The following is a 25818-nucleotide window of genomic DNA, read 5'->3' on the forward strand; positions in this document are numbered from 1 at the left end:
CTCCCGCCACGCGATTGGCGCAACGACTGCCCCGCCGGAAACGGCGGGGCTTTTTGCTTGCGGGTCCGTCGTCTCTAGCCTTCGGAGCGGGCGGGGCGCTCCTCGGCATCGCGTCCGCCGGGGCCCACGTCCCCGGCAAGCCGTCCGGCGCGCTCAGGCGGCAGGCCATGGAAGGTTACCCGCCCACGCCCGGCGGCCTTGGAGGCATAGAGCGCCTGATCCGCGTCGGCATGCATGCGGGCGATGTCCACGGGGTCGTAGTGCGTCGATTGCACGACGCCGGCAGAGGACGAAATACGGCAAGTCGTGCCACGGAACAAAATCGGCTCTTCCAGGCGGCGGATGATCCGCATGAGGATCGCTTGCAGACGCCTTTGGTCGACCAGCCCTGCGAAGACGAGCACGAATTCGTCGCCGCCCACGCGCGCCACGGTGTCATCCTCGCGGGTTTCCTCGAGCAGGATCCGGGCGACGTCGACCAGAACCCGGTCTCCTGCCGCATGCCCATGGGTGTCGTTGACGGCCTTGAAGAAATCGAGGTCGAGATGGGCGAGGGCGAAGGGCATCGACCGTTCCGCCAGCCGTGACAGCACCACGTCGAGGGCTCGGCGGTTGCGCAGGCCGGTGAGTGTATCGGTGAGCGCCTGTGCCTCGGCCGCCATTCGCGCGCCCTGCAACCGTTCGTTCAGGGCGCGGCTTTCGTTCATGGCGGCCATGTTGGCTTCCACGAGGTATAGCAATTCGAGGGTGAGGTCGGTCGGCGCGAAATCCGACCCGGCAAGATGGTATCGAGACACGGCATCGAGCACGGCGATCCCGAAAGACAGGTTCACGAGCACGTCACCGGTCGGAAGCTGCACGGGCACGGCAATGAGTTGCGTGCGGTGTCGGTCCCGCAGGCGCAGGTGGATCTTGGTCGAGGAGGAGTTCGTCAACCGGTCGATGAGCCCGGGCCCGCTTTCACGCCGCAGGTCAAAGGCGTCAGCAACCGGACGCCCGGCAAGGGCCGCTTCCCCGGCAACCTTGATCAGGGTCGGCGCCGCGTGCCGAAGGAATCCGTCTCGCGACATGCGAAAATGCATGGGCATCAACGCATCGAGAAGGCCGGGGTCGGCCGCGATGGGCGAGAGGACCGTCACGGGACGGGCCCCGCGCGCGGCAGGCTGCGGTCGGCAAGGTCGAAATCACGCCCGCGCGCGAAGTCGGTCTTCAGCACATGGATCGAGATGACCTCCCGGTCGTTCTGCGTGCCCTGATGGTCAAGCAGCACCAGCGCGCCGTAGTCGTCGGCCAGCGCCCGAAGCAGCCCCACGACCACATGTCCCCCGCCCGGGATCGTCCGTCCGCAATCCAGCCGGAACGCGCCACCCCCCAGATCGGTAAGGTCGAGGTCAGGCAGCCCGATGTCGGGCACGGCGAGTTGTGCCCGTCCGGGCAAATCCTCAAGCGATTGCAGGAAATCCTCGTAGTCGACCCCGCCGAACCGCAGCAGGCGCCGTAGCCTGTGCGCCTGTGGCGAGGCGACGAGATGGGTTCCGAAATCCTCCAGCAAGGCATCGCGCGGCTTTCCCAGCGCCGCAGCGCAATCGTCCACCAGCCGGTCCATGAGGGCGTCGTCATAGCCGAACATCGCTTCGAAACCGCCCCCGGTCGGGTCGCAGGCCATGGCACAGGCCGACCAGACATCGGCACCATAGGCGGAGCGAACGAACCCCTCGAAGGAGCGGAAAACTAGGCCGTGCATCTGCGAACCCTCGAGAAACATCTTCGGTCTATCCGACAGAGGTTAAGGAAGCCCCAATTCGGTCGCTCATGGGGTCAGGTCGGGCGCGCCTGCTCGGCGAGCCAGCCGGGCAGGCGCCCGACGTGATCGAGTGTCGTGTCCGCGTCCAGAAGCTCGCCCGGTCCTGCCGGTCCGGTCAGGACGGCGATGACCGGCATTCCCGCGGCCCGGGCGGCTGCGATGTCGGCCCTGCTGTCGCCGACCATGAGCACCGCACGGGGGTGCAGCTCCAGATCGGCCGCGATGGACAGGAGCATGTCGGGCGCGGGCTTTGGCGCCAACCCGTCGTCGGCCGTGCGCACATGGGGCAGGAGCCGGGCAATCCCCGCCTCCTCGAGGTGGCGTTCCGTCGGCAAACGGGAATCGTTGGTGGCGAGCGCGAGCGCGTAACGTTGCGCCGACAGCCTTCCCAGAAGCCGGACGAGGTCAGTGGCTGGCGCAGGGCGGACCTCCTGTGCCCGCATGACGAGCCAGTCTGTCAGATCCTCGACATCCCGACCGAGCATCGGGGCCAGGTGGACGGCGGTCTCTGCAATCGTGCCGGATACGGCGGGGCTGCCGGGCGAAAACCGCGCGACACCGGCAGGATCGGGGGGCAGGACGATCCCGAGCGCTTGCCCAAGCCGCCGGGCAAGCTCCATGTCGCCCTCCGCCAGCTCCAGCAGCGCTGCCTGTGTCCAGCCGCCCCAGGTCGCCGCGAAATCGAAGAGGGTCCCGTCCTTGTCGAAGATGACGGCCCGGAGAGCCGTCACGTCCAATGCATCTCGCCGCCCGACAGGACCATGCGCGCGGCCAGGGGATCGCGGTAATCGAGCCCCGTCGCATCGCAGAGCGCAACGACCCAGTTGTCGTCCATCGTCAGGAAATCCAGCACCGCGCCAAGGGCCTGGTCATCCTCAGCCGCGCGGCGCAGCGACCCGGCGTCGCCCCCCGTCGCGCCAAGGAAAACAGGCAAGAGCTCGTCATTGCCGACCAGCCAGCCAAGGGCCGTCAGGGCGACTGTCTCGGCACGATCCCGCGTCATGGTGATCTTTCCCTCAGATGGAAACGCTTTGTTAACCCTTCTTGGCGAAAGTTGGAGCCAACGCAACGGATGCGAGTCGAATTTTAGGGATTTCATGAGCGGCAGGATCCTCATAGCCGACGACCTCGTCACCGACCGGATCGCGCTCAAGGCGCGGCTGGCGCTGGCACGCTACGATGTCGTTCTGGCGCGCACCATGGCCGAGGTGGTCACGCATGTGGAGGCCGGGGTGCCCGACGTGATCCTGCTCGACCTCGGGTTTCCCGGCGGCGGGCTTGCCGCGTGCCGCCACCTGCGCGCGCTCGCCCCGCTCGCCGATGTGCCGATCGTCATCTATGGCGCGCGAAATGATCGCGACGCACGGATCGAAGCCTTGAAGGCGGGCGCGGACGAGGTTTTGGCCGGGCTTCCCGCCGAGGTCGAACTGTCGGCACTGCTTCGCTCTATCCTGCGTGACATGTCGATGCGCGGCGACCTGCTGCGGCGGCGCGACGTGTTGGGCCTCGCGGGGTTTTCCGAACCTGATGCCGGTTTTGCCCCACGTATCCGGGCGGCGATCGTTACGCCACAGGCGAATGCCGCCGTGATCTGGCGCCGGGCCCTGGCGGAAAGCCTCGGCGGCGATGTGGTGGCCGAGACGGCAGATGTCGCTCTTGAACCGAAACCGGTGCGGGCGCCGGATGCCTATGTCATCGTCGAGACTCCCGCGCACCCTGGATCGAGCCTCAGGCTGGTCAGCGAACTGCGCGCCCGTCAAGCGAGCCGTGACGCCGTGATCCTCTACCAGATGTTCGAGGGCGCAAGCGCGACCGCCGATCTTGCGCTTGATTTCGGGGCGAACGCCATCGTGCCAGGTCCTTTCGACGCGGCCGAACTGGCTCTGCGGCTCGACCGCCTCGTGACCCGGAAACGCGAAGCTGACAGGATGCGCGACGCGCTCGAAGACCGGCTCGATCAGGCGCTGCGCGACCCGCTCACCGGGCTTTACAATCGCCGCTATGCCGACGGCTATCTCGACCGCCTTTGCCGGACGCAGGGGGCGGGCCGACCGGACAGCTTTGCGCTGATGCTGCTCGACCTCGACCACTTCAAGGGCGTGAACGACCGTTTCGGGCATCTGGCCGGGGATGCTGTCCTGCGCAGCGTTGCGTCGCGCCTGCGGGCCGAATTGCGGGACTGCGATATGGTCGCCCGCGTTGGCGGCGAGGAATTCCTCGTCGTGCTGCCGGACACCGACAGCGAAACGGCGCGGGCTGTCGCCGAGCGCCTGCGGGCCGCGGTCGTGTCGCGGGACGTGGCCCTCGGGGCAGAGGGGCGCAGCGTTGCGATCTCGATCTCGGTTGGGGTAGCGGTGGCGCGCGTGGCCACGCTCGATGGCCGCAGCGCCTACGAGCGGGCGGATCAGGCGCTCTATGCGTCGAAGGCCGCCGGTCGTAACCTCGTCACCTTCGCCGCAACCCGCAACGCGGCCTGAGCAGCGGCGTCTGGACCCGGCCCTAATCCCGGCCCGGCTCCCCCTTCAGCACGCGCCCGAACCCTTTTTCGAGCTTCTCCGCCACGGCCTGCCTCTCTTCCGGCGACATTGCGGCGATCTGCTCTGACACCACATCGCGCCCGATCTGGCTGCGGGTCTCGAACATCTGCGACTGCGCCTCCAGCGCCGCGCGAAACGCGTCTTCGTCGAAACGCTCGGCCCTGAGGAGCGTCAGCATCTCGCCCAGTTGCGCCGCGAACATGCCGCGGTTGTCGGCAAAGGTGCCCGCACGGCTGCGCATGTCCTCGGTGGCCCGCTCGCGGTAGTTGTCCGGCAAGGCGCGGCCGAAGGGCCCGAGGGCCGGGTCGACCCGCTCGCGTGGCGTGCGCGGACCAGGATCGCGTCCGGGCGGGCCGTCGCCCAGCCGGGCACCGACCACCAGTCCGACCACCATCAGATTGAGCGTGAGCGATGCGGCCAGCAGCAGCTTCACCCAGCCGGGCGTGCCGGATCTGGTCGTCGAAGGTTCGGGCCTTTGCGGGGTCTGCTCGGTCATTGCGCCGCCTCCAGATCAAGCGCCAGAAGCGCACCATAGCCGGGGGCGAGATCCTCGATCTGGTAGACCTCGTTCGCCGGTGCGAGAAGCCCGCCGGTCACTGTGGACAGAGCCTCGGGCGCGGCTGCCCCGATCCAGACCCCGGCGACGGCGGCGGTGGCCATCCCGGCAAAGGCGGGCCATCCGCCCACCGCCGCCGCCAGAGCCATCAGGAAAGGCCGCCGAGACGGTGCGCGCGCGGGGGCAGCACCTTGCCGCGCCTGTGCGATCCGTTCTGCATCCGCCATGATCCGGCCCAGCAACTCGGCCGAGGGCGTCGGTATTTCGGTCCGCCCCGCCGCGAAGTAGCTTTCGAGCAGATGATCGTCGTCGTTCAGCTCACGTTTCGTCATATCCCAACTCCTCGCGCCGTCCGGACAGGATCCGGGCCAGCGCTCTCTTGCCGCGTGCAGTCAGGCTTTCGACCGCTTCGACACTAATCTCCATCGTCTCGGCGATCTCCGGGTTCCCCAACCCGTCTAGATGCCTGAGTATCACCGCTTCCCTCTGCCGCTCCGGCAGTTCGTCGAGCGCGGCCTGAAGTGCTGTCGCCCGGTCCGCGTCCATCATCCGTGCCGCGACTCCGGGCGAATCGTCTTCGGGTTCCGGCATGGAGTCCATGTCGACGCCGCGCCGTTTGCGCAGCCGGTCGGTGCACAGATTGGTCGTGACCCGAAAGAGCCAGGTCGTCACCTTGGCCTCACCCTGGCGCCAGTCGGGTGCGACCTTCCACAGGCGAAGCATCGCTTCCTGCGTCACGTCCTCGGCCTCGGCGCGGTCGCCCTTGAGCATCCGCGTGGCGAAGCCCAGAACACGCGGCGCAAGACGGGCGGTGAGCAGCATCGCCGCCTCCCGGTCGCCATTCCCATAGGCGACCAGCAGAGCCTCGTCCGAGACTTCATCGCTTGCGTCCAAAGCCATATCCATCGCGTCCGGTTGGTATCCTGTCGCCGGTTCCCGCGCAATCGACGCGGGAACCGGCACATTCAGACCGGGGCAGGGCGCGCAAGGCCCTTGCCCCGGAGAGGTGTGTTCCGGCGTTCAGTTCGCCTCGGTGTCGGGCGCCGCGTCAGCCGCTGGCGGCATCGGCCTGTTGCCCATTCGGCCCTGACCTGCACCGGGACCCCGGCGCTCACCGCCGCGCTCCATCCGCTCGCCGTGACCATTGCCGCGCCGGGCCTTCATGGCGTCGAATTCCGCCTTGCTGATCGCCCCGTCGTCGTCGGTGTCGAAGCGGTCGATCATCCGCGCCGCGCGGTCGCCGGTCTGCATTTCCTCGCCCTCGAGCGTGGCATTCCCGTCCGCATCACCTCGCGCGATCATATGTTGGGCCATCTTCTCGGCCCGCGCGGTCACCTGCGCGTCCGACGGACGACCGGGCACTTCGCCGGGCGCCGCCCGGGTGACGCGCGCCTCATAGGCTTCGTCGAAGCGCGCGACATTGGCTGCGGTCAGCTCTGACAAGGTCACACTGCCGTCTCCGTCGGCATCGGCACCGTCGAAAAACGCCTGCGCCCGCGCGGTGAAGTCCTCGGCCGTGATCGACCCGTCGCCGTTTTCGTCGAGATCGGCAAAACTCATCTGCATCCCGCCACGCATGCCGTGATCGCGTCCCATGTGACCGCCACCGTGCCGGTCCATGTCCCGGGCCTCCGCCATCGTGACCGAGGCGATGGAAACGGTAAGGCCGGTGACGACACCGACGGTTGCTATTTTCCAGACGTTCTTCATGTTCATTTCTCCATTTGGCCGAGGTGTCCTGCCTTGCCTTCCGGCGCTCCAAGCCAATGTGCCCGACGCCACCTGACATGTTTCTCAAACGAGGCGTCTGCGGGTTTCCGTCGCCGGCGCACCGAATTTTTCCAGCGAGATACCGCCCGCGACAATGCGCGCCATGGCCATCCCCGGCCCAAGTCCGCTAAGAAGCGCGAAGCGAACACGATCCCGAAAGAGAAACGACCATGGATGCCGCAATGACGCCGGAGATGTCCGAGGTGACCGCGGAGCGCCCGCTCAAGCAGGCGATCTGGCGCGGCTGGCGCAAGAAGTGCCCGGCCTGTGGCACCGGACCGATGATGAAAAGCTACCTCAAGGTGCGCGATACCTGCACCGTCTGTGGCGAAGAACTCCATCACCAGCGCGCCGACGACGGGCCTGCCTATCTGACCATCCTCGTGGTCGGGCACCTTCTGGTGCCGTTCTTTCACTTCGGTTACGTAAGGTTCCGGCCCGATCCGATGCTGTTCTCGGCTATTCTGGCGGTGCTTGCGGTTGCGATGTCCCTCTACCTTCTGCCAAGGTTCAAGGGCCTGCTCGTGGGCGTGCAATGGGCGAAACGTCTGCACGGCTTCGGCACGGGGCAGAACGACGACTAGACCGGGGCGCGGGGCCCTTTTGGGGGAACGCATGACCGAGGACAAATCCAGGATCATCCGGGATGCAGCGACCGTGGTGCTGATCCGCGACGCGGAGACCGAGCCGCGCGTGCTCATGGGTCAACGCGGCGCCAAGGCCGCCTTCATGCCCAACAAGTTCGTCTTTCCGGGCGGTGCGCTCGATGGCGCGGACTGGCACGTGCCGCTGGCCGAGGCCGGGGCCGAACCCTGCCGCACGCGGCTCGGGGAAGAGGCATCGCCGGGCATCGGTCCCGCCCTTCTTGCCGCGGCGATCCGCGAGCTTTGGGAAGAAACCGGCCAGATCCTGGGCGAGCCAGGCGACTGGCGCGACGCGCCCGAAGACTGGGCCGATTTCGCCGCCACCGGCCATGTGCCGTCACCCGACGGCCTCGCCTTTGTTTTCCGCGCGATCACGCCCCCGGGCCGGACCCGTCGTTTCGATGCAAGGTTCTTTCTGGCGGATGCGAAGCGGCTTAAAACCGATCCGGACGATTTCTCCCGCGCCTGCGACGAGTTGTCGGCTCTGCAGTGGATCCCGCTCGCACAGGTGCGCGATTTCGACCTGCCCTTCGTGACCCAGGTCGTTCTGGCCGAGGTCGCCGCGCGTCTTCCCGACGTCGATGCGCCCGAGAGCGTGCCCTTTTTCAAGAACGACGAGGAACAGAGCCGCTTTCTACGTCTGGGCGGCGTCCATCCGATGGATGCCGTCATGGGGGATTAAGGTTAACGCGCCCTCCTTCACTGCTTCATAAATACCTCGGGGAGCGCGAGGGGCGGAGCCCCTCGCTTTCCCCTCAGGACTCCAAGCCAGCCTCCGCCATGAGCCGCGCCGCCTCAGCCGCGACCAGCGCCTCACGGCCTGCACCCTCCACCGGGACTTTCCCCGGTTCGAGAAACAGCGGCGCAGCGAAAGGGGTTACCCGGTCCGCAATCACGTGATCCACCTGCCCCTCGGTCCGCGCGAGCATCTCCTCGATCCTTCCGAAGGAAATCAGCCCCCGCATCGCCTCTTCCCGCGTGATCCGAAGGAGCAGATGCTCGGGATCATAGCGGTGGAGCGTGTCGTATAGAATGTCCGACGAGAACGTGGCCTGCCGTCCGTTTGACCGGTGGCCCGGAAAATTCCGGGGCGTGAGATGCGAGATGTTGGCCACCTCCTTGAAGGTCCGCTTCATGAGCGCATTCTTCGTGAGCCAGGTTTCGAGCCCCTCAACCAACCCCTCGCGGTCAAAGAGGAAGGACGGCTCGGCCACCGGGTGCAGCCCCCAGATCAGGACGGCGTAATCCGTCGCCACGAAGCCCAGCGGCGCGAGATTCGCCTCCTCCATCCGGTGGGTGAGAAGTAGCCCGAGCGTCTGCATCGCCCCGCGACCGGCAAAGCCATAGATTGCCGTCTGCGCCCGCCCGTCGTGGGGAAAGCTCTCCACGAGGATGCGCCCGGGCTGGGGCAGGTGGCTCACCTTGCGCTGAAGCCGGATCCATTCGGCGGTATGTCGCGGCAGGTCCGACAGGTCGTCGCGGTGAATGAGCCGCAGAATCCGGTCCGACAACTGCGTCGAGGTCGAGAACTTGGTGCCGGCGAACACAGCCACCTTCGGCTCGCGCCCCCGCTCGCGGCTCACCTCCACATGCATTTCCTTGAGGCTCTCGAAACGAACGATCTGGCCACCCATGAGGAAGGTGTCGCCGGGGGTGAGCGAGGCGGCGAAGCCTTCTTCCACCTCGCCCAACGGACGCCCCGCACCGCGCATCCGCACCTTGAGCGTATCGGTGTCTTGAATGGTGCCGATGTTCATGCGCACAAGCTGCGTGGCGCGCGGGTCGCGAAGCTGCCAAAGCCCGTCGGGGCGGCGCATGAGCCGCTGCCAGCGGTCATAGGCCCGGAGCGCGTATCCCCCGGTCGCGACGAAATCCAAAGCTTCGTCGAACTGCGCCCGCGTGAGGCCCGCATAGGGTCCAGCCCGGCGCACCTCGGCAAAGAGCGCGGCCTCGTCGAAGGGGCCGGAACAGGCGACGATGAGGATATGCTGGCAGAGCACGTCGCGCGGGCCCGGTCCACGCGGATCGCCGTCTAGGTCGCGCGCATGGACCGCCTCGATTGCCGCTTGGCACTCGATCACCTCCCAGCGGTTCGCAGGCACGACGATGGCCTTCGACGGCGCGTTGTAACGGTGGTTCGCCCGGCCAATCCGCTGCACGAGGCGCTTCACGTTCTTCGGTGCCCCGATCTGCATGACGAGGTCGACATCGCCCCAGTCCAGACCCAGATCGAGCGTGCCGGTGCAGACGATGGCGCGCAGGGTCCCGGCCACCATCGCCGCTTCGACCTTCTGGCGCTGTTCACGGGCCAGCGAGCCATGATGGATGCCGATCGGCAGGTCGTCCGTATTGGCAAGCCACAGATTGTGAAAGAAAATCTCCGCCTGCGCGCGCGTGTTGTGGAAAATGAGCGTCGTCTTGTGACGCTTCACTTCCTCCAGTACCTCGGGGATCGCATAGATCGCCCCTCCGCCGGACCACGGGGGCGGGGCCGATGTGGTAAGCATGCTTACGTCAGGGTCCGGACCGGGGTCGGCGTTGAGCACGGGGCAACCGCCCGGGATCAGGAAGCGGGCAAGGGCCGGGGGGTCTTCGACCGTGGCCGACAGCCCCACCCGGCGCAGGCCCAGGCGCAGGGTTTCGAGCCGGGCCAGAGCCAGCATCAACTGATCGCCACGCTTCGACTCCGCCAGCGCGTGAAGTTCGTCGACGATGACACGTTCGAGCCCGGCGAACATGCGCGGCGCGTCTTCATACGACAGGAGCAGCGCGAGGCTCTCGGGCGTCGTGAGCAGGATTTCCGGCGGATCCACCCGCTGCGCCCTTTTCCGGGTCTGCGTCGTGTCACCCGAGCGATCCTCGACCCGGATCGGCAGACCCATCTCGGTGATCGGCCCGGTCAGGTTGCGCCGCATGTCTGCGGCAAGCGCCTTGAGCGGCGAGACATAGAGAGTATGCAGCCCACGGCGCGGTGCCTCGATCAGGTCGACCAGCGTCGGCAGGAACCCGGCCAGGGTCTTGCCTCCACCCGTGGGCGCGACCAGCAATGTCGCCGGGTCCTCGGCCTTTGCCAGCATCTCGTGCTGGTGCGGGTGCGGGGACCAACCCTTGGCGGCGAACCAATCGGTGAGAATGTTGGGCAGGGACATGAGGGGGAAGATAGGTCCCGACGGGCGCGAAAAGAAGATCGAAAAACGTCCACAGGCGCGACGGAATTCCCCAGTCCGAACGTTCAGTTTCCAAGGAACATAAGTCGCGAACGTTGCACGAAAGATTGTCCAGTCATGGCGAACCCGTTTTCTTCCAAATCTCTGCGCCCCTGGGCCACGCCGCTAACCATCGCGACGACGCTCGTCACGCTGGTCTCGGGTGTCCTCCTGTTTTTTCACCTGGCGCCCGGCCTGTCACGACCGGCCCACGAATGGATCGGCATGGTCATGGTGGCGGCGGTGGCCGCGCATATGCTGCTCAACTGGCGGGCCTTCACGACTTATTTCAAGCGGCCCTTGGGTCTCGGTCTCATCGCTGCGGGTGTGGCGGTGACGGTGGCCAGCATGGTGATACCCCCGGCGCAACCGGCTGGTGGCAGCCCGGTTGGCATGATCCTGCAGGCGATGAACGGTGCCGAGGTGAGGGTGCTGGCCGATCTCGCCCATCGCGACGTGACCGAGGTCATCGCGCAGCTGGCAGTAGACGGTATGGCGGCGACGCCCGAGACGACGCTCGCCCAGCTTTCGGGCGGTGACCGTGGCCGGCAGATGGCGCTGCTTCAGGATATCCTGAAGCCATAGCGCCTCACGGATCCCGTTCCCCGCCTGTTGCGTTCGATGCGGGGGACGGGTCGGCGGTGCGGGGTTGCGTTCCCCCCGCACCGCCAATCGCGTCAGTGAACGATGGTTTCGTCCTTCACGAACATGTTGGCCCAGGCGCGGTCAATCAGTTCCGGCGTCATTCTGTACGGAATGCCCTCGAAGTCGCAGATCGCGATCATCTGGTCGATGAGGAACACCGGCTGGTAGTTGGCATAGACGTTGTCGATGGTCGGATACTTCCGTTTGAGCAGATGGACGAGCGCGGCTTCATCCAGCTTCATCCCCTTCTTCTTCGCCACCAGCGCGAAGATCTTCAGGAAGTTCTCCTGCGACGGGCCGTCGATCTTGATCTTGAAGAAGATCCGGCGCAGCGCGGCCTTGTCGAAGATGTCGTTGGGGTGGAAGTTTGTCGAGAAGATCACGAGTGTGTCGAAAGGCACCTCGAACTTCTCGCCCGATTGCAGCGCGAGAATGTCTTTCGATTCCTCCAGCGGCACGATCCAGCGGTTGATGAGCGCCTGCGGTGGTTCCGCCTGCCGGCCAAGGTCGTCGACGATGAAGACGCCGCCCGTCGATTTGAGCTGAAGCGGCGCGGTATAGGTGCGCGCCGTCTTGTTGTAGACGAGGTCGAGCATGTCGAGCGACAGTTCGCCCCCGGTGATCACCGTGGGCCGGTCGCAGCGGACATAACGCCGGTCAAAGGCGTTCGAGGTCCGGCGCAACGACAGCGGATCGTCCACCTGATCCTCGGCGGCGGAATGCACGATGGGGTCATAGACGGTGATGACCTGCCCGGAATACTCGATGGCGCGGGGGACATAGATCTTTTCCCCCAGGGCGTCGCGAATCCCGTTCGAGATCGAGGATTTCCCGTTGCCGGGTGGTCCATACATGAGGATAGACCGACCGGAGCCGACGGCCGGCCCGAGATGGTCGAGTAGTTCCGGCGGCAGGATCAGGTGACCCATCGCTTCGGTGAGCTGCTTGCGCGTGATCTGTATGTTGCGGATCGACTGGCGCTTCACCTGTTTGGCGTAGATATGCATCGGCACCGGCATCGCGCCGTAATATTCCGATTGCGCCAGCGCATCGAGCGCCCGTGCCTTGCCCTGGTCGGACAGGCGATAGGCCATTTCATTGCCCGAAGTCGCATGAAGCGTGCCCATGGCTTCCAGAAGCCCGGCGTCGCGCGCGTTGTCGATGAGCTCCTGCGTCACCCGGCTGGGCAGGCATAGCGCACGTTCGAGCTGTCCGACGGTGTCGGCGTTCGAGCGAAACATCGTCTTGAGCAGGATGTCCCGCATCATGACCTTGGACAGCCCCGTGTCCTCCATGTTCCGGCAGGGCGGCGGCGGTTCCACACCCACATCGACCGGGGGGCTTTTCATCATGCTCATGGTGCTGGTCTCTGCCCTATTTTTTTCGTTTCGTTACCGGTTTCGCTTCACGTCGCCACCTCAAACCGCGATTAGCTTTGCGTGACGACGATGCACGATGCATCTTTCGAAACAGTTAAAAACAACCTTGGCAAAAAGAGGGGCGAAATGGGCAGAATGGGTGGCAAGGACGGGTTTCGTCTGGCTTTGTGGCTTGTCGGGCTGATCGTGGTGCTGGGCGGGGCGGCGATCCTGAAGGGCGGCTTCTATATCGGCAAGCACGAGGGCGATACGCTCCACATGGTGCAGATGGTGCTGCGCATGGCGGGCGGTGACTGGCCGCATCTGGATTTCGTGACGCCCATCGGGGTCCTGGCCATGGCACCCATCGCCTGGCTCGTGTCTCTGGGCATGGGCGTGGGTCACGCGATCCTCTGGTCGCAGGTCGTGGTGGCCGTGCTCCTGCTTCCCGCGACTTGGTATGTGGCGCGCACGCGGTTCGATGGTCTCCTGGCTTTTGCCTTTGCCGGGATCGTCATGGTCCTCACGCTCGCGCTCGTCCACGGCGAGGCGGAGCGCGCCGTGTCGATCTCGATGCACTACAACCGCTGGGCCTGGGCCGTGACGTTCGTGGTGCTGGCGGCCGCCATGCTTGGGTCACGGGCCGAGAACAAGACGCTCGACGGGGTCATCATCGGCGTCGGAATGGCCGCGCTGGTGCTCTTGAAATTCACCTATGCGCTCGCCTTTTTCCCCGCGGTCCTCGTGGCGCTCATCCAGCGCGGGCAGGGCAGGGCGATCTGGGTCGGTTTACTCTCCGCCGTCATCGTCTTCGCTCTGGTCACGCTCGCCGCCGGAACGCCGCTCTTCTGGGTCGCCTACCTGCGCGATCTCGCCACGGTCGCTTCGTCGCCGGTGCGGCCGCAACCGGGGCTGCCCTTTGGCGCGGTGGTCGGTGCGCCGGCCTATATGGCCGGGTCGCTCGCTCTTGTGCTGTCGGTGATCTGGCTGCGCCAATCGGGGCGAAAGGTCGAGGGGCTCGTGATGCTGCTTCTCGTTCCCGCTTTCTTCTATGTCACCTACCAGAACTTCGGCAACGATCCCCAATGGCTGCCGCTCGTGGCGCTCATATTGCTGGTTCTCGTCCCCGCCCAGGGTTTCAGGAACGCGTTCGGCTGGGACATGCGCCGGGTCGTGACCTATACGGCGGTGATCATGCTGGCCTTGGGCGCGCCGTCGGTGATCAATCTGGCCTATTCACCCTTCCGGCACCTTATCGAGGATAGTGATAAGTACACGTCCCTTCTGCCCGGGTCGGGGGCGAACGACGACATCGTGACGCCCACGATCCGCGCCCATCGGGTGGATGCGAAGATCGCCCTCGACGGTCCCGAAAGCCCTTATTCCGCGTTCTGGGAAGCGGATTTCCGAGAGGGCGAGGATACCGAATGGCGGGGGGAAACGCTTGCGAATTGCACTGTCGAGCTTGGCACCGTCGCTTGGTTCAAGACCATCGCAGACGACCTGAATGCGCGTGGTTTGGCGGACGGCAAGACCGCCTTCGTCGCTGATATTCTGAACGGCTTCTGGCTCTATGGCGCCTTCGAGCCGCTCGAGGGGAACGCACCGTGGTATTACGGTGGGCTTTCCGGCTTCGCCAATGCCGATTACCTCCTGGTGCCGCTGTGCCCGCTGTCGACGTCGGTGCGCAAACAGATCCTCGGGGAAATCGAGGGCGTGCCCGCTCACGACGATGAGGACGGCAACGCGGTTCCGGCGGTCGAGGGGATCGATGCCGATCTCACCGAGGTCGAACGCAATGCGCTCTATATCCTCTATGAGATCGGCGAAATAAGGCAGTAGGGCGGGGTCGCCCGGGAAATCTCCGCGGGTTCGTCCGCCCTACTATTGCCCGGTGAGCCCTGCCCAGACGAGGTACAGCACCATCATGGTGCCAAGGCAGAGGCCCATCGGGAAATCGTCGCGTTCCCAGCTCTCCCAATGCGGTGTGGCCCGGCGGATCGGTCCGATCCGCTTGGCCGTGCGGTGAAAGACGAAACCCAGAAGGATTACGGCGGCGAACATGAAGGCGAAGCTGCCAAGGTCCCCGAGCGCGATGAAGGGCGCCATGACGGCGGCGTATTTCGCGTCACCCGCACCCAGAAGCCCGACCGCGTTCATCACGAAGCCAAGGATCAGCACCACGAGAAGATGCACGTAACGCCAGCCATAGGTCATCCAGTCCCAGGCGCCATAGAGCACGAGGCCAGCGCCAATGACCGCGAAGACGAGGAACTGCGCCATGACCGCCTTGTTGCGGATCTTCATTGTGGAAAGGTCGCTCATCGCCACCCAGGCCGCGATCGGGATCACGAAGGGCAGGAAGACGAGGGCGACGAAACTGTCCTGCGCGCTCATCCGGCAGACACGTTCGCGTCGAGGGCCCGCATCGCGCGCACGGCTTCCTCGAAATGCTGCGGATGGGTGTCGATGGCTTCCTGCAGAAGCGTCTTGCCCATGACGACGTCGCCCCGCTTGATCGCGGCGAGGGCCAGCGTGTGCAAGAGTTGCGCGCGCTCGATCTGGCTCATGTCGATGACGGGCATGTCGTATTTGCCCTGCGCGCCCCGCGCCATGACGAGGTTGTTCTTGGCGGTGAACATCGACGGGTCATAGGTCAGGGCCTCGCCGAAGAGTTTCTCGGCCCCGCCGTAGTCCCCGCGCGTGAGCTTGGAGAAGCCCCAGTTGTTGAGCGTTCCGGCCGGCTGCGTGGTCAGACCCACGGCCGTCTGGTAGAAGCTGTCGGCCTTCGACCAGTTCTGTTCACTGTCCGCCACCATCGCCTCGAGCCGGTAGCGCCCGAAGGTCTCATGCGTCGGCGGGATCCGGTTCAGTTCGGACTTCGCCCGGGCCCAATCGCCAGCCCGGATGAAGGCGTCGGCCAGTTCGACCCGGTCTTCCGCCGTGCCTTCGGGTGAATTGGCGACTTCTTCCCAGACCCGTGCCGCTTCGCCTGGCTTCTTGGCCTTGATCAGCGACTTCGCGAGACCACGCTTGAGGTCCATGCGTTCGGGGTGTTGGGCCGATGTGCGCTGAAAATAGGCGACCGCCTCATTGGGGTCGCCGACCGTCAGCATGATGTCGTTGAGGTTCGACTCGTCGATGACGTTCACATCGGCGACGGCGCGCTCGACTTCTTCGTCGGACATCTGTTCCTGACAGGCGCCAAGCGCCAGAAGGCTCGCCGCGGCGAGTGAAATCACGAATGGATGGCGCATATGCCTGCGTCCTTTACCTGCTCCCGGAAGGCTCCCTGAAGTGCGCCGATTGTTCGGCGTCTACTGCGTCCCGAGCAGGAGATAATCCCCGCGCCCACGACGCATCAGGGCGAATTCCGCCTCTTTTACAGGCTCATCATATGCGAGGTTCTGTTGCTTTGCGAGCGCAAGTTCAAGGTTTTGGCGGATGGAGTCCGATTTGCCACTGTCCGCTCCGAAGGCGATCTTGAACACGCGCACGGCCTCGCCGATCTGCCCGGTTTCGATCAGAACGACACCCAGGTTGTTCCAGGCCGGAGCGAAGGTCCCGTCCTTCTCGACGGCCTGCCGAAGAAGCGTTTCGGCCTGACCGAGGCGCCCCAGTCGCAAGTTGGCCGATCCCATCGCTGACAAGGTATCGACCGAGATGCCGTCCTCGGCGGCGGCACGCAGATAGGCCTTGAGCGCCAGTTCGTATTCGCCCGCGTCCATGAGCCGGTGGCCCACGATCAACCCGTCGACGCTGTCTTCCCCGCCGACCCGCGCATCGGGCGCATAGGCGTTCCCGCCACGGTTCCCCAGCCCCGTCCCGGTGTCGGAACAGGCGGCGAGGGTCAGAACGGCGAGTGCCGTGAGGATGCGATGGTGCCCGATGGCGCGGCCCTTTTCGTAGGAGCCGCGCCGGGGTTCGGGTTGGCTCAGAAGCTAACGCTCTTGAGGGTCTTATACACCTCGTAGACCGACGGGCCAATGAGGATGATGAGAAGCGGCGGCACGGTGAGCAACATCGTCGCGAGCGTCATCTTGGTGGGGAGCGTGTTGGCCTTTTCCTCGGCCCGCATCACGCGCTTGTCGCGCATTTCGCCCGCATAGACCCGAAGCGATTCCGCGATCGAGGTGCCGAAGGTCGAAGACTGGATCAGCACCGTGACGAAGGAGGCCACGTCGGGCACGCCGGCCCGTTCGGCCATGTCGCGCAGCACCTGGATACGGTCCTTGCCGGCCTTCACCTCCTGCGCGACGATCTCGAACTCATCGGCCAGCGCCGGATAGCCGGCACGGATTTCGCGCGCCACCCGGATGATCGACTGGTCGAGCGACTGACCGGCTTCCACGCAGACGAGCATCATGTCGAGCGCGTCGGGGAAACCGTTGACGATCTCTTCCTTCCGGGCCTCGACCCGGCGGGTGATCCAGTATTTCGGGGCCATATACCCCACACCGGCGGGCACGATCACGGTCAGCATCGTCTTCTGGGTCGAGACGTCTTCGGCGTTCACCAGCCAAGCATAGAGCACGCCGAGCACGAGCATGCCGATCCCCAGGGTGAACTGGAAGAAGTGGAAGGTGCGCACCGCATTCTTGCCGGGGTAACCCGCCTGCAAGAGCTTCAACTGCAGGGCGGAGTATTCCTCCTTGTCCTGCGGTTCGAGAAAGGCCTTGTATTTCTCGAGCTTGTCGCCCATGCCGCCCTGCTTCTTGCGCAGCGCAATGTGGTCCTCGGGCTTCATGTCCCGCTGTTTCTTGAGCTTGGTGAGCGGGTCTTCTTCCTTCTTCAGCATGAAGGGAATGGTGCCCACGATCAGCAGAAGGCCAAGGCCGCCCATCGCCATCAGCGGGCCGAAGGGGCCGAACCTGTCGATCAGGATCTGATTCAGGGTGTCGAGCATCGTTCCGTCCTCAGACCTTGATGTTGGTGAGCATCTTCATGACGAAGTAGTTCGCCACGAGAAAACCGAAACAGACGAGCGCGGCAGGGATGAAGGCCCCGGTTTCCTTCACCTCGTCGTAATAGCCGGGCTGGATCACGTTGATCATCACGATGGCGAGGATCGGAAAGCCCGACAGGAAGGTGCCCGACCATTTCGCCTCGGCCGTGATCGCCTTGACCCGGCGGAAGAGCTTGAAGCGCGAGCGGATCACCTTGGCCAGGCCATCGAGGATCTCGGCCAGGTTGCCGCCAGACGTTTGCTGGATCGTCACGGCCACGGCGAGAAAGCGAAGATCCTGCATGTCCATGCGTTCGGCCATGGCCTTCAACGCCTCGCCCATGTCGCGGCCATAGGCGGCCTCGTCCGCGATGACGCCCATTTCTGTGCCCAGCGGATCGGGCACTTCCTTGGCTACGATCTGGATGGCAGAGGTGAAAGGGTGTCCGACACGCAGACTGCGCACCATGAGCTCGACCGCGTCGGGAAGCTGCTCCTCGAACATCGACATGCGCTTCTTTGCCTTGCCGTTGATCCAGACATAGACGCCGCCAATGCCCATCGCGACGCCCAGAAGGATGCGCACGCCAAGCCCGGCCGAGGTGCCGACCGAGAGGCCCACATAGGCCACGACGGAAAGCCCGGCCATGAGCATCATGATCTGCTTGGGCGTGAAGGCGATGTTGGCTTTCTGCGCCTTCTCCGCCAACAGCGAGTAAAGCGGCAGCCCCTTGGCGTCCATGTGCTGGTGCATCTCCTTGCGAAGCTGTTCCAGCACCTGTTCGCGCCGCGTGCCCTTCTCGAGCATGTCGAGACGGCGGTTGACGCGGCTGTTCAAGGAAATCGACTTGCCGAAGACCGTCAGATAGATGCCTTCGACCAGCACGAGCACGGCGACGAAGATCACGCCGTAGATGATGAGATCCGATGAAAACGGCATCGGCGTTACTCCGCAGCCATGGGTTCGAAGATCGACGGGGGAAGATCGTATCCCCACTGACGGAACCGTTCCGAATAATGCGACCGCACGCCGGTGGCGGTGAAGCGCCCGATGATCTTGCCTTCCGGGGTCAGACCCATGCGCTGGTAGCGGAACACCTCTTGCATCGAGATGACGTCGCCCTCCATGCCCGTGATCTCGGTGATCGATACCATGCGGCGCGAGCCGTCCTGAAGGCGCGAGGCCTGCACGAGAAGGTTGACGGCGCTTGCGATCTGCGAGCGCACGGCCTTGAGCGGCATTTCGATCCCGGCCATGGCGACCATGTTCTCGAGGCGGGAGATCCCGTCGCGGGCGGAGTTGGCGTGGATCGTGGTCATGGACCCATCGTGGCCCGTGTTCATGGCCTGCAACATGTCGATGACCTCCTCGCCGCGCGTCTCGCCGACGATGATCCGGTCCGGGCGCATCCGAAGCGCGTTCTTGAGACAGTCGCGCTGGGTCACGGCACCCTTGCCCTCGACGTTTGCCGGGCGGCTTTCCATCCGGCCCACGTGGGTCTGTTGCAGCTGAAGTTCCGCCGTATCCTCGATGGTCAGGATGCGTTCCGAGTTGTCGATGAAGGACGAGAGCGCGTTGAGCGTCGTCGTCTTGCCCGAGCCGGTCCCGCCCGAGACGATCACGTTCAGACGGCAGGCAACGGCGGCCTGAAGATAGGCGGCCATCTCCTCGGAGAAAGCGCCGAACTGGACGAGGTCGTTGATCCCGAGCTTGTCCTTCTTGAATTTCCGGATCGAGACGAGCGAGCCGTCGACCGCAATCGGCGGCACCATGGCGTTGAAGCGCGATCCGTCCGCCAGACGGGCGTCGACCGCCGGGTTCTGTTCATCGACGCGCCGGCCCACCGCCGAGACGATCTTGTCGATGATGCGCAGCAGGTGGCGTTCGTCCTTGAAGGTCACATCGGTCAGGGTGAGCTTGCCCGCCCGTTCGACGAAGACCTGCTTCGGCCCGTTCACCAGAATGTCGTTGATGCTGTCGTCTTTCAGAAGCGGCTCGAGCGGACCGAGCCCGGTCACCTCGTCGAAAAGCTCGGCGACCAGCACCTGCCGTTCATCGCGGTTGAGAACCACGTTCATCTCGGCCAACGCTTCCGAGGCGATGGCCTGGATCTCGGCGCGGAGCTCTTTCTCCTGCGCGGTTTCGAGCGCTGCGAGGTTCAGGCTGTCGAGCAACTGCTTGTGCAGCTCGACCTTGATTTCCATCAGCCGTTCCTTGCGCTTCTTTTCCTTGTCCTCGGGCGTCGGCGCAGCGGCCACCTTGGGGTTCGCCGGGCGCGCGCCCATCAGGGGCTTGGCCGAACGCGCGGGGGCTTCAGCAGTGGGCACGGCGGTCGGTTTCGGGGCCGGGGCCGCAGGTTTCGCACCGCCCTCGATGGTTTCGAGGCGGGGCGCTGCCCCTGGCAGTTTCGCGGGGCCGGAACCGGATTTTTTGTACTTGGAGAACACTGGTCAGCTCCTACTTCGCCTTTTTCTTCTTCTTCGCGACCGCCGCCTCCGGCGCGCTGATCGCATGAAGCTGTTGGGCGAGTTTCTGGATTTCCTTGCGAAGGGGGTTCTTGGTCGCGGCTTCGGCCAGCGGAACACCGTGGTCGCCCGCCTGCACCACGGGCTTGAGCCCGTCCGGCAACTGCACGTCGATCTTGATGTCGAGGCTGTCGGCCAGACGCTTCACACGCCCCTTGCCGTTGATGTCGGTGAACTTCGGCGCCCGGTTCAGCACATAGCGCAGCTTTTCGTGCGGAAGCTCTTCTGACTTCAGGGCCCGGATCATCCGCAGGGTGTTCTGCGCCGAGCGCATGTCGAGTTCGATGGTCGCGAAATAGACATGAGCCGCCGTGAGCACGCTTTCGGTCCATTGCACCACGGTCGTGGGCATGTCCACGATCACGAAGTCGAAATTCGCGCGCGCCTTGGCGATCACCGCCATGATGTCCTCCGACGACACGATGTCGAGCGGCAACATGTCGGCGGGGGAGGTGAAGACGTGAAGGCGCTCGTTGAAGGTCAGGAGCCCGGCCATGAAGCTGTCGTCGTCCATCGACGAGGTATCGCTCAGCAGTTCGTAGATCATCTCGCGGCGTGGCAGGTCGAGATAGGTCGACACGCTGCCGAACTGCAGATCGAGGTCGATCAGACAGACACGCGGGCCGTCAACCTTCGCGATGGTCGCAAGCTCCCAGGCGAGGTTCACGGCAAGCGTCGTGGCCCCGGTGCCCCCGGCGAGCCCTTGGACGGCGATCAGCACACCCTCGCGGTCGGTTTCCGACACGGCGGGACCGCGCGGTGCCTCGACCACGGGCGGCGGCGGTGGCTCGACCACTTCGGGCGTGCGCAGCCGGACGATGGCCTCGTGCAGCGCGCCATCGGGAAGCGGGTAGGGAATGAATTCCTCGGCGCCCACCTTGAGCAGCTGGTGCAGGGCGATGGGGCTGACCTCTTCCGCGATGACGAGCGCCTTGATGTTGCGCGCGGTGGCCTGGCGGATGACTTCGGCGATCTTGGCGAGGTTGGGTTCGTCCTCCTCGTCCATGGCGATGGCCACGAATTCGAGATCGGCGCTTTCTGGTTGTTCGAAAAAGGTGAAGGCGTCCTCGAGTGACAGGTCACCCCAGGCTTCGCCCATTTCGGCTTCCATGTCCTCGATCAGGAGATCGAACGCCTGCACGTCGCGCGAAATCGTGCAAGCGACGATCGGCGCAGGATCCTGTTCAAGGGCGAGGGGGCTACCACTCATGCCGTCTTCCTTCTCACTCACAACCCGCCGGTGGCCTCTTGCGGCCAACGCCTTGTGGCGCTCCGGTCGGATGCCGTCCGACTCGACGCCGGACGGTCTGCTCCCAAGACTGAAACTCGCAGCCAAACGGGGCAGCATTTTGGCGCAACCCGTCAAATTATGCGGTGAATTGGGACGATAGCGGGTATTCGCACCGGGCTGTTTCGCAGGCGGGAACAAGAAAAAGATCCGCGCCTTTCGGTCACGGATCCTTGTAGTCCTGTTCCGACAGCGCCCCTCGCGGGTGGGCAGATCAGCCGCCGCTGGCGCCCGCCGTGAGCTCGCCCAGCCCGCCCTGGACCGCCGGGGCGGGGGCAGCGCTGTTGACGTATTCGCGGAAGATGACCTCGGCGTATTTGCCGTTCAGGATCAGGGGTGCATCCTGCACGAAGCCCGAAACCTCGGTCACGGTGCGGCGGTTGCGTTCTTCCGGGTTCTGGGTCTGGATCAGCGGTTGCGTCTCGCCAAAGGACACGACCGCCTCGAGCCGCGACTTGGAAATGCCGCGTGCGGAGAAGTAGTTGACCACGGCCTGTGCCCGGCGCAGCCCGAGCTGGCGGTTATAGGCGTCCGATCCCACGAGGTCGGTGTGTCCGTAAACCCGGAAGGTGACTTCGGGGAATTGCCGGATGAAATGCGCCTGCTGGTCGAGGATGCGCGCCGCTGTCGCGTCGATTGCGGCCGAATTGAAGGCGAAGTTGATCGTGTCCGGCACCTCGCGGTTGAAGCGCTGGGCGAGGCTCACGACATGGCTCAACTGCCCGGTGTGGATCAGGTAGTTGTTGCGCGTGCTCTCACCAAAGCTCGCATCAAAGATGTCCGCGCCCGCCTCGCGGTCGAGTGCCGCGGGATCGCAGGCGGCCAAAAGCGCGATGGCCGAGGCGGCGGCGATGAGTCTGGGTGTCGTCGAAAGGGCCATCGCTCAGTCCTCCATCACATAGCCGTAGGAGCCGGTGAAATCCTGCCGCGCCACTTCGCCTGCCGCGCCAGTTGTGGGTCGGTTCGGAGCGGCCGTGCGCCCGTGCAGGAAGAGGTCGGCCTCGCTCGGCGGCTTGATCCGGTCGGTGGGCAGCGCCAGCGCCTCGCCCCTTGTGGGGGTCACGAGATGCGGCGTCACGATGATGACCAGTTCCGACTGCGACCGCTCGTAATCGGCCGAACGGAAGAGCGCGCCCAGCACCGGCACGTCGCCCAGCCACGGCACCTGTCCCGAAAGATCCCGGAAGTCGTCCTGCAGAAGTCCTGCGATGGCAAAGCTCTGCCCGTCGCGCAGTTCCACCGTGGTCGCCGTCTCGCGACGACGGAAGGACGACACCTGGATGCCTTCGCCCACCGTGACCGAGGTATCGAGCCCCGACACGGCAGCGGTCATTTCAAGGTTGATGATGTCCTGATCCACCACTCGGGGGGTGAAGGAGAGTTCGACACCGAAGGGCTTGTATTCGATGACGATAGCGCCCGAAGTACCCGCGTAGGAGGGCACCGGGTATTCGCCACCGGCCAGGAAGCTCGCTTCCTGTCCCGACAGCGCGGTCAGGTTCGGTTCCGCCAGGGTGCGCACCATCCCTTTGCTTTCAAGGGCTTCCAGCATGACGGCGAACTGCAGGGCGCCGGCATTGAAGCCGAAGGTGAAGGCGCCGGTCCGGTCGTTTCCGGTGTTGATGAGGTCGCCGGCGCTTGCCGCGTCGAGCGCGCCGGAACTCGCCAATGCGCCTGTTCCCAGTGTCGAGCCCAGACCACCGAGCGGGCCGGTGCCGGGTACCGTGCCACCCACGCCCATGGAGGCGGACAGAGATTTCGTGACCGAGCGTTGCATCTCGGCGAAGCGGACCTTCAGCATGACCTGCTGCGTGCCGCCGACCGACATCAGGTTCGACACCTTGTCGGGCGCATAGCGGTTGGCCAGATCAAGCGCACGGTCGAGCGCGGCGATGGAGCTGACGGTGCCCGAGAGCACGATGCCGTCATTGGCGGTGCGCACCTCGATTGGCTCGCCCGGCAGGATCTGGCGCAGGCGCTCCTTGAACTCGGAGAGGTCCGGCGTGACCTGCACTTCGACGTTGGCGATCAGCGATCCATCGACGCCCAGAAGGGTCAGCGTTGTGCGCCCCTGGTTCTTGCCAAGCACATAGATGGTGCGATCCGAGAGGGTCGAGATATCGGCGATGCCCGGGTTCGCGATGGAAATTTCCGCGAAAGGCGAGTCGCTTTCGACGACCACGGCCCGGTTCATGGGGACATTGAGTGTGTCCGCGACGCCACCATCCATGATCCTGAGCGATTGCGCCTTGGTTGCGGTCGGCACGCTTGCCACGCAGAGTGCAAACCCCGTGAGGGCGGCCTTCAGAAAACGGTCAAATCCCATGTGATCCTGCCTCTCTGATCACGTCATACTGCTCGTTACCCGGTGTTTTCAAAGCCTTAGCCAAGATCCCGGTTTCAATTCACGTCCCTCGGGACGCCGCCTGTTCAGGGTCTTTCGCCCGGGTTAGCCCGGATCATTCGCCCCATAGTGCCGGCAACATGCGGCACAAAAAGCTTTTTTGCAAGAATCAAGGGCTTGAGGGCCAATTTTCCTGCGGATCTGTGTCTCTCGCGGCGTCTTTTGATCTGCCAGCTGCGGCCGGTCGGATATTGGTCGTGCGGGACGTGGCTGTTGGAAAAGCCAAGGGCGACCCGGTCGGATCGCCCCTCTGTACTTTTGTCGCTTCGCCTTCAGGACGGGCAGGGGATCTGGACTTCCACGATCTCGTTGCCCTTGCGGGTGCGGATCGTGCATTTCTCCTCGGCCACTGGCGCTTCCACCTTGGTCTCCTCGATGCCGAGGAGCGAGTTCTGGTCGACTTCCACCGCTTCCACCACGGTTTCGTCGAGTGTTCCGACAAGGGCGAGCGCCATGCGGCCCGTGGCTTGCGCCTGTGCGAGGGTCGCGACCACCTCGGGGGCGGCTTCGACCGTGACGGTGCGTGCCACGGTGGGCGTCGCGCGGTCCTGGTCGGCGGTCTGGTCGATGGCGATGATGCGCACGTTCGTCTGGATGAGCTTGGTCACGTCCTGCGTGGTTACGCTGTCATTGACCGAGCGGCCCGTCCAGTAGATGTCCACGCGGTCGCCCGGGCGCAGAAAGCCCGACACGCCCGAGGCAACGTCCACGTTGATCGCGAAGGCGCGCATGCCGGACGCGAGGCGGGCGGACACGCCAGCATCCTCGCCGGCTCCCGTCACCTTCGTCTCCATGAGGACTTCGTTCGCGTCCATCGAGCGGAGCACCGTGCGGAAGCGTTTCTCGCCCTGCGGGAAGACCTGATCGATGTTCGAGAAGACACCGGCGGGCAGCGAGGCGGTCGGGAACTGCACGATGCGGATGTTTTCGTCCGTCACGCGTTCACCATAGGCCAGCGTGTTGTTGACCACATAGACGTCTGTCAGCTCGATCTCGGGTCCGCGGTTCGCGCGTTCGGCGGCCAGGGCGGCCTGATAGTTGCCGATATAGTCTTTGGCCATGTAAACGGCGAAGCCGGCAAGGCCGATCCCGACGATCAGGACAAGTCCGAATACTGCTCGCATATCGTTTCCTTTCGCTCTCGATCACCGGGCCCGGCGACGCCGCGCGTCGTGAAATGGTCCAAACGGTGGTCTCTGCGCCCTGTCTGCCGGAAGAATACGGCGAAAATCTGGACAAAGCGTGAATTGATGTCCTTTTCCCGCAGGATGCTCAACAATCGACGACAGGCTCGGAGGCTTGGGTTTTCCGGCTGTCCGCGTGATGTCGCGCGCGGGTCTGTAGCTGGTCCTAAAATTGGGAAAGGGCCGCATCTGGTTCAGACACGGCCCGTTTCCGGAGGTATCAGGCGTGACCCTTAGTGGGTCATGATCGTCATGGCCGAGAGGTTCGACGAGATCTTGTCGGCGAGCGACGTGGTGCCGCCGGAGACCGAGGTCAGAACGGCGATGCCGAGGCCGACGATGGCGGCGGTCAGCACGACCCAGTCCACGGTGACGGCGCCGTCTTCGTCTTTGTTGAAGCGTTTGATGAAGTTCATGAGTTTCATGTCTTTAGTCCTATTGAATGAGTGTTGTCTGAAGGCGCGACGCTTAGTGCGTCATGATCGTCATCGCCGACAGGTTCGACGAGATCTTGTCGGCGAGCGACGTGGTGCCGCCGGAGACCGAGGTCAGAACGGCAATGCCGAGGCCCACGATGGCGGCGGTCAGAACCACCCAGTCAACGGTGACCGCACCGTCTTCTTCAGCGCGGAATTTGTTTGCAAGCTTGATCAGTTTCATCTCTTGTCCCTCCGAAAGGATCATTGGCTAGTCAGTTTTTCTACCCTTGTCAGAACCCTCGAACCGCCTGTGAACCGATCCGCTGCCCTGCTTGGATGATGCGTTTATCCGGGTCGATCTGGGCAGGATTTGGGCAAGGGTTAGGTGTTTTTGGGCGGGCTTGGAAAACCGGACGTTAATGACTTAAGTATCTGAAAATACTATTAAAGTTATTTTAACTTTTTTGTTCGTACACAGGTTTCCCGGGATCGGTGAGGCGGGAATCACTTAAGGTCGAAGGAAAAACTGGCC

The 25818-nt window shown here is 64.5% G+C and carries 27 protein-coding genes; 5 read left to right on the forward strand and 22 right to left on the reverse strand.

The genetic code is table 11. From position 1 onward, the window contains the following. Positions 1-74: 74 nt before the first annotated feature. From KJP29_RS19405 to KJP29_RS09560, 4 genes are all read right to left on the reverse strand, one after another. A complete protein-coding gene (locus tag KJP29_RS19405; RefSeq protein ID WP_370630859.1) occupies positions 75-1139 on the reverse strand; it encodes a diguanylate cyclase domain-containing protein in 1065 nt (354 codons plus the stop codon). Then, complete coding sequence (locus tag KJP29_RS09550) at positions 1136-1744, reverse strand: heme NO-binding domain-containing protein (RefSeq protein ID WP_218463341.1); 609 nt, start codon at positions 1742-1744, stop codon at positions 1136-1138. The genes KJP29_RS19405 and KJP29_RS09550 overlap by 4 nt, the downstream gene beginning before the upstream one ends. 74 nt (positions 1745-1818) lie before the next feature. Beyond that, positions 1819-2535 (reverse strand): HAD family hydrolase, encoded by a 717-nt coding sequence (locus KJP29_RS09555; RefSeq protein ID WP_218463342.1) that lies wholly within the window; start codon positions 2533-2535, stop codon positions 1819-1821. Then, positions 2532-2813: a DUF3572 domain-containing protein gene (locus KJP29_RS09560; RefSeq protein ID WP_218464904.1), complete on the reverse strand. Its 282-nt coding sequence runs from the start codon at positions 2811-2813 to the stop codon at positions 2532-2534. Before KJP29_RS09560 ends, KJP29_RS09555 begins: the two co-directional genes overlap by 4 nt. Positions 2814-2901: 88 nt before the next feature. On the opposite strand from KJP29_RS09560, the gene KJP29_RS09565 reads away from it, so the two are divergent. Continuing rightward, complete coding sequence (locus KJP29_RS09565) at positions 2902-4281, forward strand: diguanylate cyclase (protein WP_218463343.1); 1380 nt, start codon at positions 2902-2904, stop codon at positions 4279-4281. Positions 4282-4303: 22 nt separating this feature from the next. On the opposite strand, the gene KJP29_RS09570 is transcribed toward KJP29_RS09565, so the two are convergent. The 4 genes from KJP29_RS09570 to KJP29_RS09585 form a co-directional block, all read right to left on the reverse strand. Then, on the reverse strand, positions 4304-4837 hold the full coding sequence (locus KJP29_RS09570) for a periplasmic heavy metal sensor (protein WP_218463344.1): 534 nt from the start codon (positions 4835-4837) through the stop codon (positions 4304-4306). Next, positions 4834-5229 (reverse strand): dihydroorotate dehydrogenase, encoded by a 396-nt coding sequence (locus tag KJP29_RS09575; protein WP_218463345.1) that lies wholly within the window; start codon positions 5227-5229, stop codon positions 4834-4836. The genes KJP29_RS09570 and KJP29_RS09575 overlap by 4 nt, the downstream gene beginning before the upstream one ends. Continuing rightward, a complete protein-coding gene (locus KJP29_RS09580) occupies positions 5216-5803 on the reverse strand; it encodes an RNA polymerase sigma factor (protein ID WP_218463346.1) in 588 nt (195 codons plus the stop codon). Before KJP29_RS09580 ends, KJP29_RS09575 begins: the two co-directional genes overlap by 14 nt. A 114-nt stretch (positions 5804-5917) precedes the next feature. Further along, on the reverse strand, positions 5918-6607 hold the full coding sequence (locus KJP29_RS09585) for an EF-hand domain-containing protein (protein ID WP_218463347.1): 690 nt from the start codon (positions 6605-6607) through the stop codon (positions 5918-5920). Positions 6608-6837: 230 nt separating this feature from the next. Here KJP29_RS09585 and KJP29_RS09590 point away from each other — a divergent pair, with 230 nt between their 5' ends. Next, complete coding sequence (locus KJP29_RS09590) at positions 6838-7251, forward strand: DUF983 domain-containing protein (protein WP_218463348.1); 414 nt, start codon at positions 6838-6840, stop codon at positions 7249-7251. Between the two features lie 31 nt (positions 7252-7282). Then, complete coding sequence (locus tag KJP29_RS09595) at positions 7283-7993, forward strand: NUDIX domain-containing protein (RefSeq protein WP_218463349.1); 711 nt, start codon at positions 7283-7285, stop codon at positions 7991-7993. Between the two features lie 73 nt (positions 7994-8066). On the opposite strand, the gene KJP29_RS09600 is transcribed toward KJP29_RS09595, so the two are convergent. Further along, positions 8067-10460, reverse strand: a complete 2394-nt coding sequence (locus KJP29_RS09600) for a ligase-associated DNA damage response DEXH box helicase (RefSeq protein ID WP_218463350.1) — start codon at positions 10458-10460, stop codon at positions 8067-8069. Between the two features lie 135 nt (positions 10461-10595). On the opposite strand from KJP29_RS09600, the gene KJP29_RS09605 reads away from it, so the two are divergent. Beyond that, positions 10596-11102 (forward strand): DUF4405 domain-containing protein, encoded by a 507-nt coding sequence (locus KJP29_RS09605; protein WP_218463351.1) that lies wholly within the window; start codon positions 10596-10598, stop codon positions 11100-11102. A gap of 92 nt (positions 11103-11194) precedes the next feature. On the opposite strand, the gene KJP29_RS09610 is transcribed toward KJP29_RS09605, so the two are convergent. Next, entirely contained in the window at positions 11195-12520 is a 1326-nt protein-coding gene (locus tag KJP29_RS09610; RefSeq protein ID WP_218463352.1) for an ATPase, read from the reverse strand. 147 nt (positions 12521-12667) lie between these two features. Here KJP29_RS09610 and KJP29_RS09615 point away from each other — a divergent pair, with 147 nt between their 5' ends. Beyond that, positions 12668-14362, forward strand: a complete 1695-nt coding sequence (locus tag KJP29_RS09615; RefSeq protein WP_218463353.1) for a glycosyltransferase family 87 protein — start codon at positions 12668-12670, stop codon at positions 14360-14362. A gap of 42 nt (positions 14363-14404) precedes the next feature. Here the strand turns inward: KJP29_RS09615 and KJP29_RS09620 are convergent, their stop codons facing one another. From KJP29_RS09620 to KJP29_RS09675, 12 genes are all read right to left on the reverse strand, one after another. After that, entirely contained in the window at positions 14405-14917 is a 513-nt protein-coding gene (locus KJP29_RS09620) for a prepilin peptidase (protein WP_218463354.1), read from the reverse strand. After that, positions 14914-15777, reverse strand: a complete 864-nt coding sequence (locus KJP29_RS09625) for a lipopolysaccharide assembly protein LapB (RefSeq protein ID WP_218463355.1) — start codon at positions 15775-15777, stop codon at positions 14914-14916. The genes KJP29_RS09620 and KJP29_RS09625 overlap by 4 nt, the downstream gene beginning before the upstream one ends. Before the next feature lie 60 nt (positions 15778-15837). Then, entirely contained in the window at positions 15838-16263 is a 426-nt protein-coding gene (locus KJP29_RS09630; RefSeq protein WP_370630860.1) for a tetratricopeptide repeat protein, read from the reverse strand. Positions 16264-16454: 191 nt separating this feature from the next. Further along, positions 16455-17426, reverse strand: coding sequence for a type II secretion system F family protein (locus KJP29_RS09635; RefSeq protein WP_218463356.1), 972 nt, complete (start codon positions 17424-17426; stop codon positions 16455-16457). 10 nt (positions 17427-17436) lie between these two features. After that, a complete protein-coding gene (locus tag KJP29_RS09640) occupies positions 17437-18405 on the reverse strand; it encodes a type II secretion system F family protein (RefSeq protein ID WP_218463357.1) in 969 nt (322 codons plus the stop codon). 5 nt (positions 18406-18410) lie between these two features. Next, the gene (locus KJP29_RS09645; protein ID WP_370630861.1) at positions 18411-19913 is read right to left on the reverse strand and encodes a CpaF family protein; all 1503 of its coding nucleotides are present in this window, start codon (positions 19911-19913) and stop codon (positions 18411-18413) included. Positions 19914-19923: 10 nt separating this feature from the next. Further along, positions 19924-21201, reverse strand: coding sequence for an AAA family ATPase (locus KJP29_RS09650; protein WP_218463358.1), 1278 nt, complete (start codon positions 21199-21201; stop codon positions 19924-19926). A gap of 292 nt (positions 21202-21493) precedes the next feature. Next, positions 21494-22159 (reverse strand): OmpA family protein, encoded by a 666-nt coding sequence (locus tag KJP29_RS09655; protein ID WP_218463359.1) that lies wholly within the window; start codon positions 22157-22159, stop codon positions 21494-21496. Positions 22160-22162: 3 nt separating this feature from the next. Next, positions 22163-23605, reverse strand: coding sequence for a type II and III secretion system protein family protein (locus tag KJP29_RS09660; protein WP_218463360.1), 1443 nt, complete (start codon positions 23603-23605; stop codon positions 22163-22165). Positions 23606-23955: 350 nt separating this feature from the next. Further along, positions 23956-24807, reverse strand: a complete 852-nt coding sequence (cpaB, locus tag KJP29_RS09665) for a Flp pilus assembly protein CpaB (protein WP_218463361.1) — start codon at positions 24805-24807, stop codon at positions 23956-23958. 293 nt (positions 24808-25100) lie between these two features. Next, on the reverse strand, positions 25101-25292 hold the full coding sequence (locus KJP29_RS09670) for a Flp family type IVb pilin (protein ID WP_218463362.1): 192 nt from the start codon (positions 25290-25292) through the stop codon (positions 25101-25103). 43 nt (positions 25293-25335) lie between these two features. Then, complete coding sequence (locus KJP29_RS09675) at positions 25336-25527, reverse strand: hypothetical protein (RefSeq protein ID WP_218463363.1); 192 nt, start codon at positions 25525-25527, stop codon at positions 25336-25338. Positions 25528-25818 lie beyond the last annotated feature (291 nt).

The organism is Maritimibacter sp. DP1N21-5 (assembly GCF_019218295.1).
In the GTDB taxonomy this organism is placed as follows: domain Bacteria; phylum Pseudomonadota; class Alphaproteobacteria; order Rhodobacterales; family Rhodobacteraceae; genus Maritimibacter.

Excerpts from the sequence above, each read along its gene's own strand:
- KJP29_RS09550 (WP_218463341.1), bottom strand. The coding sequence starts at position 1,744 with ATGCACGGCCTAGTTTTCCGCTCCTTCGAGGGGTTCGTTCGCTCCGCC.
- KJP29_RS09565 (WP_218463343.1), top strand. The coding sequence starts at position 2,902 with ATGAGCGGCAGGATCCTCATAGCCGACGACCTCGTCACCGACCGGATC.
- KJP29_RS09570 (WP_218463344.1), bottom strand. The coding sequence starts at position 4,837 with ATGACCGAGCAGACCCCGCAAAGGCCCGAACCTTCGACGACCAGATCC.
- KJP29_RS09575 (WP_218463345.1), bottom strand. The coding sequence starts at position 5,229 with ATGACGAAACGTGAGCTGAACGACGACGATCATCTGCTCGAAAGCTAC.
- KJP29_RS09580 (WP_218463346.1), bottom strand. The coding sequence starts at position 5,803 with ATGGATATGGCTTTGGACGCAAGCGATGAAGTCTCGGACGAGGCTCTG.
- KJP29_RS09585 (WP_218463347.1), bottom strand. The coding sequence starts at position 6,607 with ATGAAGAACGTCTGGAAAATAGCAACCGTCGGTGTCGTCACCGGCCTT.
- KJP29_RS09590 (WP_218463348.1), top strand. The coding sequence starts at position 6,838 with ATGGATGCCGCAATGACGCCGGAGATGTCCGAGGTGACCGCGGAGCGC.
- KJP29_RS09595 (WP_218463349.1), top strand. The coding sequence starts at position 7,283 with ATGACCGAGGACAAATCCAGGATCATCCGGGATGCAGCGACCGTGGTG.
- KJP29_RS09600 (WP_218463350.1), bottom strand. The coding sequence starts at position 10,460 with ATGTCCCTGCCCAACATTCTCACCGATTGGTTCGCCGCCAAGGGTTGG.
- KJP29_RS09605 (WP_218463351.1), top strand. The coding sequence starts at position 10,596 with ATGGCGAACCCGTTTTCTTCCAAATCTCTGCGCCCCTGGGCCACGCCG.
- KJP29_RS09610 (WP_218463352.1), bottom strand. The coding sequence starts at position 12,520 with ATGAGCATGATGAAAAGCCCCCCGGTCGATGTGGGTGTGGAACCGCCG.
- KJP29_RS09615 (WP_218463353.1), top strand. The coding sequence starts at position 12,668 with ATGGGCAGAATGGGTGGCAAGGACGGGTTTCGTCTGGCTTTGTGGCTT.
- KJP29_RS09620 (WP_218463354.1), bottom strand. The coding sequence starts at position 14,917 with ATGAGCGCGCAGGACAGTTTCGTCGCCCTCGTCTTCCTGCCCTTCGTG.
- KJP29_RS09625 (WP_218463355.1), bottom strand. The coding sequence starts at position 15,777 with ATGCGCCATCCATTCGTGATTTCACTCGCCGCGGCGAGCCTTCTGGCG.
- KJP29_RS09635 (WP_218463356.1), bottom strand. The coding sequence starts at position 17,426 with ATGCTCGACACCCTGAATCAGATCCTGATCGACAGGTTCGGCCCCTTC.
- KJP29_RS09640 (WP_218463357.1), bottom strand. The coding sequence starts at position 18,405 with ATGCCGTTTTCATCGGATCTCATCATCTACGGCGTGATCTTCGTCGCC.
- KJP29_RS09650 (WP_218463358.1), bottom strand. The coding sequence starts at position 21,201 with ATGAGTGGTAGCCCCCTCGCCCTTGAACAGGATCCTGCGCCGATCGTC.
- KJP29_RS09655 (WP_218463359.1), bottom strand. The coding sequence starts at position 22,159 with ATGGCCCTTTCGACGACACCCAGACTCATCGCCGCCGCCTCGGCCATC.
- KJP29_RS09660 (WP_218463360.1), bottom strand. The coding sequence starts at position 23,605 with ATGGGATTTGACCGTTTTCTGAAGGCCGCCCTCACGGGGTTTGCACTC.
- cpaB (WP_218463361.1), bottom strand. The coding sequence starts at position 24,807 with ATGCGAGCAGTATTCGGACTTGTCCTGATCGTCGGGATCGGCCTTGCC.
- KJP29_RS09670 (WP_218463362.1), bottom strand. The coding sequence starts at position 25,292 with ATGAAACTCATGAACTTCATCAAACGCTTCAACAAAGACGAAGACGGC.
- KJP29_RS09675 (WP_218463363.1), bottom strand. The coding sequence starts at position 25,527 with ATGAAACTGATCAAGCTTGCAAACAAATTCCGCGCTGAAGAAGACGGT.